We start from the raw sequence: 8,172 nt of genomic DNA, 5'->3' as shown, positions 1-8,172 counted from the left end.
GTGGTAGGGGAGCATTGTAATCTGCGTAGAAGGTGTACTGTGAGGTATGCTGGAGTGATTACAAAAGAAAATGTAGGCATAAGTAACGATAATGCGGGCGAGAAACCCGCACACCGAAAGACTAAGGTTTCCTCAGCGATGCTAATCAGCTGAGGGTTAGTCGGGTCCTAAGGCGAATCCGAAGGGAGTAGTCGATGGATAACAGGTTAATATTCCTGTACTTCTTATAATTGCGATGGGGTGACGGAGTATTGAAAGCACCGCGTACTGACGGAATAGTACGTTGAAGACTGTATTTATAGGACTTGTAGGTAAATCCGCAGGTTTTGGAGAAAGTCGATAGTACCACAAATCTTCGGACGAGTGGATAGTGTGCCTAAAGGCTTCCAAGAAAAACCTCTAAGCTTCAGATTATAAGAACCCGTACCGTAAACCGACACAGGTAGTTGGGATGAGAATTCTAAGGTGCTCGAGAGATTCATGGCTAAGGAACTAGGCAAAATAGACGCGTAACTTCGGGAGAAGCGTCGCCCATCTTCGGATGGGCCGCAGTGAAAAGGTCCAGGCGACTGTTTATCAAAAACACAGGGCTTTGCTAAATTGAAAGATGATGTATAAGGCCTGACACCTGCCCGGTGCTGGAAGGTTAAGTGGAGGGTTTAGCTTCGGCGAAGATCTGAAATGAAGCCCCAGTAAACGGCGGCCGTAACTATAACGGTCCTAAGGTAGCGAAATTCCTTGTCGGGTAAGTTCCGACCTGCACGAATGGTGCAACGATCTGGACACTGTCTCAGCCATGAGCTCGGTGAAATTGTAGTATCGGTGAAGATGCCGATTACCCGCAGCGGGACGAAAAGACCCCGTGAACCTTTACTATAGCTTAGTATTGGCTTTGGATAAGTAATGTGTAGGATAGGTGGGAGACATCGAAGCAGCGTCGCTAGGCGTTGTGGAGTCATCCTTGAAATACCACCCTTTGCTTATCTAGAGTCTAACTCAGAGATGAGGACAGTGCTTGGTGGGTAGTTTGACTGGGGTGGTCGCCTCCAAAAGAGTAACGGAGGCTTCTAAAGGTACCCTCAGCACGCTTGGTAACCGTGCGTAGAGTGCAATGGCATAAGGGTGCTTGACTGAGAGACATACAGGTCGATCAGGTTGGAAACAAGAGCATAGTGATCCGGTGGTTCCGCATGGAAGGGCCATCGCTCAAAGGATAAAAGGTACTCCGGGGATAACAGGCTGATCTCCCCCAAGAGCTCATATCGACGGGGGGGTTTGGCACCTCGATGTCGGCTCGTCACATCCTGGGGCTGGAGAAGGTCCCAAGGGTTGGGCTGTTCGCCCATTAAAGTGGCACGCGAGCTGGGTTCAGAACGTCGTGAGACAGTTCGGTCTCTATCTGCTGTGGGCGTTAGAAATTTGCGTGGATCTGACTCTAGTACGAGAGGACCGAGTTGGACTGACCTCTAGTGTATCTGTTGTTCCGCCAGGAGCATAGCAGAGTAGCTACGTCGGGAAGGGATAAGCGCTGAAAGCATATAAGCGCGAAACCCACCACAAGATGAGATTTCTTTAAAGGGTCGTTGGAGATGACAACGTTGATAGGCTATAGGTGTAAAGGCAGTAATGTCATAGCCGAGTAGTACTAATAACCCATAGACTTATGTACGCTTCTTCCCTCGCAAGAGGGAAGAGACACTCTTTTTTTATTTTGAACTTACAATATTATTTTACTATATGTTAACTTATACAGTTAGAGCAATTTAACTGAAAAGCTTAGGGTGGTTATAGCATTGGGGCTCACCTCTTCCCATACCGAACAGAGAAGTTAAGCCCAATAGCGCCGATGGTACTGCATTTATGTGGGAGAGTAGGTCGCTGCCTTTCTTTAAATCTTGATTATATCAAGTAAACAAAACCTCATATCGTTAGATATGAGGTTTTTTTGTTAAATACTTAGAGATATACTTTTAAATGATATAAATAGAAAAGCCCATACTATATAAGTATGGGCTTTTTTTGTATTGGTTTTTTTTACATTGCAACGAGGTCGCCAGCAATATCTTTTGAAGGAAGTTCAGATTTGCCCATAAGGAATAAGTCAACTTGTCTAGCGGCCTCTCTACCTTCTGAAATGGCCCAAACTATCAAGGATTGTCCTCTTCTCATATCTCCAGCAGTAAAAATATGTTTGACATTCGTTTGATATTTGCCATATTCTGCTATATAATTAGACCTATTGTCGGTTGTTATCCCTAGTTTATCAGCTAATGTGCTTTCTGGACCTGTAAAACCTAATGCTAATAGAGCCAAATCACAAGGCCAAGTTTTTTCTGTTCCTGCAATTTCTACTAATTCCGGTCTTTGACCAGGTATCATTTTCCACTCTACATTAACTGTTTTTAAAGCAATTAATTTTCCATTATCATCTTTTACAAATTCTTTTGTATTTATAAGCCAATTACGTTCAACACCTTCTTGGTGTGAAGAGGAAGTTTTTAATTTTAGAGGCCAAAAAGGCCAAGGTGTACTAGGCGATCTGTGTCCAGGTGGTTTTGGCATAATTTCGAAGTTCACTACAGTTTTTGCTCCTTGTCTATTAGAGGTACCAATACAATCTGATCCAGTATCTCCACCTCCAATAACAATAACATTTTTATCTGTAGCTAATATTTGATTCTCTATTGGTTTTTCTAGTACAACTTTTGTTTGTTGAGTTAGAAAAGTCATTGCTTGAACAACTCCATCAGCATCTATTCCAGGAGTAGGTAAACTTCTTGTCTTTGTGGCGCCACCACATAAAACTATAGAATCAAACGAATCTAAATTTTTAATATCATAATCAACCCCAACATTAACATTGGTTTTAAATATTATGCCTTCTGCTTTTAAAATTGCAATTCTTCTATCTATAATATGTTTCTCCATTTTAAAATTTGGAATTCCATATCTTAAAAGTCCGCCAATTTCATCATGTCTTTCAAAAACAGTTACTGTATGACCAGCTCTATTTAGTTGTTGAGCAGCTGCAAGACCAGCTGGCCCTGAACCAATAATAGCAACAGTTTTATCTGTTCTATATTTTGGTATTTGAGGCTTAATCCATCCTTCTTTAAAAGCACGTTCTACAATATTTTTTTCTATATTTTCTATAGAAACTGGATCTTCTATAATACCTAATACACATGCTTGTTCACATGGTGCAGGACATAGTCTTCCTGTAAATTCTGGGAAATTATTTGTTGAATGTAAAATCCAAGATGCTTTTTTCCATTCTCCTTGATGAACCATATGGTTGAAGTCAGGAATTAAATTTCCTAAGGGACATCCACTATGACAAAAAGGGATACCACAATCCATACAACGTGAACCTTGTTTGGTAATTTCTTTATCAGATAATGGAACTGTAAATTCATTATAATGTTTTACACGATCCATTACAGATTTATACGTCTCATCCTGTCTTTCAAATTCTTTAAATCCTGTTACTTTTCCCATGACATTATGCTATTGTTAATTCTTCAAACATTGGTTCTTCTGTTTCTAAACGTTCTAAAGCACGTTTGTACTCAGTTGGCATTACTTTTACAAACTTGGCTAAACTATTTTCCCAATCAGATAATAAATCTTTTGCTTTTTTACTGTTGGTATACAATTGATGTTTTTCAATATTAGATTTTAATTCAGCTGCATCATCTTCTGAAATGCTTTCGAATTCAATGGTTTCAGTATTGCATAATCCGTTTTTGAAATTATCTTCTGGATCAAAAACATATGCTATACCACCACTCATACCAGCTGCGAAATTTCTACCTGTTTTACCTAATACTATTACTTGACCACCTGTCATGTATTCACAACAGTGATCACCTACACCTTCTACAACTGCAGTAGCTCCTGAATTACGTACTGCAAAACGTTCACCTGCAATTCCGTTAATGTAAGCTTGACCATTAACAGCTCCAAATAGACAAACATTACCAACAATAATATTATTTTCGGCAAGGAAATCTGCAGAAGCTGGTTTCTTTACAATTAATTTGGCACCTGATAACCCTTTACCTAAGTAATCATTAGTATTACCCTCCAATGTAAAGGTTAATCCATAAGCACCAAATGCCCCAAAACTTTGGCCAGCAGAACCAGTGAAATTAATATTCAAAGTATCTTCAGGTAAACCTAAATGACCATAAATTTTAGAGATTTCATTACTAACAATGGCACCTACAGTTCTATTTGTATTTTTTATAGGATAATTAAGATTCATTTTTTCCTTTCTATACAGAGCTCTGTGAGAGTCTTTAAGTATGGTAAAATCTAAAACTTCATCTATATTATGATCTTGTTTTTCTGTATTATTCACAGTCATTTTTCTATATGAATCTGGTCTATGTAGAATACTAGAAAGATCTAATCCTTTTGCTTTATAATGTTTAATTGCTTTATTTGCATTTATTTTATGCGTTTGACCTACCATTTCAGATAAAGTTCTGAAACCTAATTGAGCCATAATACTTCTTAACTCTTCTGCAATGTAGAAGAAGAAATTAATAACATGTTCTGGAGTACCTTTAAAGTTTTTTCTTAACTCTTTATCTTGAGTTGCAATTCCTACAGGACAGGTATTTAAATGACACTTGCGCATCATAATACAACCTGAAGCTACTAATGGCGCAGTTGCAAAACCAAATTCTTCAGCTCCTAAAAGTGCAGCTATGGCTACATCTCTACCCGTTTTTAATTGACCATCACATTCTACAACAATTCTACTTCGTAAACTATTCATGACCAAAGTTTGCTGTGCTTCAGCTAAACCAAGTTCCCAAGGTAAACCTGCATGTTTTAAGGATGTTAAAGGAGAGGCTCCTGTTCCACCATCATAACCTGAGATTAAAACAACGTCTGCTTTGGCTTTGGCAACACCTGCAGCAATAGTACCTACACCAACTTCTGAAACTAATTTTACGTTAATTCTTGCTTCCCTATTCGCATTTTTTAAATCGAATATAAGCTGAGCTAAATCTTCAATAGAATAAATATCATGATGTGGAGGAGGAGAAATTAAACCAACAAAAGGTGTTGAATTTCTTGCATTCGCAATCCATGGTAATACTTTATAACCAGGTAATTGACCACCTTCTCCAGGCTTGGCTCCTTGAGCCATTTTTATTTGAATTTCTTTAGCATTCGTTAGATAGTGAGACGTAACTCCAAATCTACCAGAAGCAACTTGTTTGATTGCAGAATTTCTACTATCTCCATTACTGTCTTTTTGAAAACGTTTTCTATCTTCTCCACCTTCTCCTGAATTAGATTTACCACCAATTCTATTCATGGCAATTGCTAAATTCTCATGAGCTTCTCTAGAGATAGACCCATAAGACATTGCACCAGTTTTAAAACGTTTTACAATATCTGTCCAAGGCTCAACTTCTTCTAAAGGTATTGGATCTAAGTTGTCAAACTCAAATAAACCTCTAATTGTCATTAAGTTTTCAGCTTGTTCATTTACAGCTTTTGCGTAAACATCGTAACTTTTTTGATCACTTAAACGTACAGCTTGTTGTAATTTAGAAACGGTTGTAGGGTTAAATAAATGACGTTCTCCATTTCTTCTCCATCTATAATCTCCACCAATGTTTAATCCTAAATTTTTATCAATTTGATTATCTGGATATGCTTGTTTGTAACGTTGATCTATTTCTTTTTCTATTTCATATAGACCAATACCTTCTATTCTAGAAGCTGTGTAAGGAAAATATTTTTCTACAAACTGAGAATTGAAACCAACAATCTCAAAAATTTGAGAACCTCTATATGAGTGTAAAGTTGAGATTCCAATTTTATTCATCACCTTTAATAAACCTTTACCAATAGCTGTATTAAAATTATCTACAGCTTTTTGCTCATCCATATCAGTAATGAAGCCTTCTTTTACTTGCATTCTGATAATTTCGTTAACCATATATGGATTGATGGCACTTGCTCCATAACCAAATAAGGTAGCAAAATGATGTGGTTCACGAGGTTCTGCAGATTCAATTATAATATCAAAATAAGAACGTTTACGTAAACGATTTAATTGATGATTTACAAATGAACATGCTAAAAGTGCAGGTATTGGCGCTAATTCTTGATTAACTCCTCTATCTGAAAGTATGATTATATTTTTCTTAGCCTCAAGTGCTTTTTCTACTTGAATTACAATAGCTTCTAGAGCATTTTCAAGACCATTTAAACCTTCGCTTTTTGGGTATAAAATCTGAATAGTTTCTGCTTTAAAACTTTCGATATTTATACTTCTAATTTTTTCTAAATCAGCATTAGAAATTACTGGGTTTTGTATTCTTAATTTTCTACATTGTCTTTCTGTAATGCTAAATATATTTCTGTCTTTTCCTAAATTTAAACTAATATCAGTAACAATGTTTTCTCTAATACCATCTAAAGGAGGGTTTGTTACTTGAGCAAATAATTGTTTAAAATAATTTGAAATTAATTGAGGTCTGTCTGATAATACAGCTAATGGAGTGTCTATACCCATTGAGCCTAAAGCTTCTTTACCAACTTGAGCCATTGGTGTAATTACTTCTTGAATATCTTCAAATGTGTAGTTAAATAAACGTTGACGCGTTTTAATATCAATAGTTTCTATAGGACAAGTTTCGCTTGTATAAGGAACATCCTTTAGGTGTAAACGTGTTTTGTCTAACCATTCTTGATAAGGTCTTTCTGAAACAATTTTACTTTTAATTTCTTTGTCTTCAATAATTCTACCTTCGTTCATGTCTACCAAGAACATTTTTCCTGGTTCTAAACGTCCATGTTCTTTAACGTCTGAAGGATCAATATCTACTACACCAATTTCTGAAGACATAATAAGTTTTCCACTCTTGGTAACTGTATATCTAGAAGGTCTTAAACCATTTCTATCCAAAAGTGCACCTATGTAATCACCATCTGTAAAAGGTACAGAAGCTGGGCCATCCCAAGGTTCCATAATACAACCATTGTACTCATAAAACGCTTTACGTTCAGGAGACATTGTTGCATGTTTTTCCCAAGCTTCAGGAATCATCATCATCATAATTTCTGGCAATGACCTACCTGTGTGTGTTAATAATTCTACAACCATATCCATAGATGCTGAATCTGACTTTCCTGGTAAAATTATTGGGAATAATTTATCGATTTGTGGGCCAAAGACATCACTTTTCATGATCTCTTCTCTAACTCTCATTCTACTTACATTACCTCTTAATGTATTGATTTCACCATTTTGACACATGTGTCTAAATGGTTGTGCAAGCTCCCAAGTTGGCATTGTGTTTGTAGAAAAACGTTGATGCACTAAGGCTAATCTTGTTACTAGATCTATTTCTTGAAGATCTTTATAATAAGGACCAATATCTTCTGGCATAATAATACCTTTATAGATAATGGTTGTTATAGATAAACTTGGTACATAGAAATAATTACTCTCAGAAATTTTTGAAGTTCTAATAGTATGTTCAGCAATTTTTCTTGCTGCATACAGTTTTGCTTTGAAGGTAGCTTCATCAATGTCATTTGATTTCCCTACAAAAAGTTGTTCTATATTTGGTTCTGATGCTAATGCAATTTCACCTAGTTGTGATGAATCTACAGGAACAACTCTCCATCCAATTACAGATAAACCTTGCTCTGTAATTTCTTTTTCGAAGACAGTTTTACAAAAGTTATATTGATTAGAAACTTTTGGTAAGAAAACCATACCAACAGCATAATCTCTTTGTTTTGGTAGTGCAAAATCACAAACTCTTGTAAAATATTCATGAGGAATATCTATTAATAAACCTGCTCCATCTCCTGTTCTTCCATCAGCACTAACACCACCTCTATGCTCTAGTTTTACTAGAATTTCTAGGGCATCATGTATAATTTGATTTGTTTTATCACCATTCAAATTACATATAAAACCAGCACCACAATTTTCATGTTCAAATTCTGGTAAATACAGTCCTTGTTTCTCCATATCAAATTAAATTATATATACAAATCTATGTATTTTGTTGAATATAATTTAATGATATGTAATTTTAAATGTAATTTTTGTGATGAAAATAAAATATCAATATGAAAAATATATTAATGATAATTTGAGCCAACCTATTTTATCATATTCATAAAAAG

At 36.2% G+C, this 8,172-nt stretch carries 2 protein-coding genes and 2 rRNA genes (1 of these 4 cut by a window edge); 2 read left to right on the top strand and 2 right to left on the bottom strand.

Going from position 1 to position 8,172, the window contains the following annotated elements:
- Positions 1 to 1,669: ribosomal RNA gene (locus LPB302_RS06475) — 23S ribosomal RNA — on the top strand; it begins 1,201 nt to the left of the window's first position.
- Positions 1,670 to 1,777: 108 nt separating this feature from the next.
- Positions 1,778 to 1,887: ribosomal RNA gene (gene rrf, locus LPB302_RS06470) — 5S ribosomal RNA — on the top strand.
- 147 nt (positions 1,888 to 2,034) lie between these two features.
- On the opposite strand, the gene LPB302_RS06465 is transcribed toward rrf, so the two are convergent.
- Positions 2,035 to 3,498 carry a glutamate synthase subunit beta gene (locus LPB302_RS06465; RefSeq protein ID WP_053972970.1) on the bottom strand — a complete coding sequence of 488 codons (1,464 nt, stop codon included), beginning with the start codon at positions 3,496 to 3,498 and terminating at the stop codon, positions 2,035 to 2,037.
- A gap of 4 nt (positions 3,499 to 3,502) precedes the next feature.
- A complete protein-coding gene (gene gltB, locus LPB302_RS06460) occupies positions 3,503 to 8,014 on the bottom strand; it encodes a glutamate synthase large subunit (protein ID WP_053972969.1) in 4,512 nt (1,503 codons plus the stop codon).
- Positions 8,015 to 8,172: the final 158 nt, after the last annotated feature.

The sequence above is a fragment of the Polaribacter dokdonensis genome (assembly GCF_024362345.1).
GTDB classification, from domain to species: Bacteria; Bacteroidota; Bacteroidia; order Flavobacteriales; family Flavobacteriaceae; genus Polaribacter; species Polaribacter dokdonensis.
The sequence above is the reverse complement of the archived record's forward strand: the minus strand, read 5'-3'. Positions and strand labels throughout refer to the sequence as shown.

What these genes read in the sequence shown, in the direction of transcription:
- gltB (WP_053972969.1), bottom strand. Translation starts at nt 8,014, where the DNA reads ATGGAGAAACAAGGACTGTATTTACCAGAATTTGAACATGAAAATTGT.
- LPB302_RS06465 (WP_053972970.1), bottom strand. Translation starts at nt 3,498, where the DNA reads ATGGGAAAAGTAACAGGATTTAAAGAATTTGAAAGACAGGATGAGACG.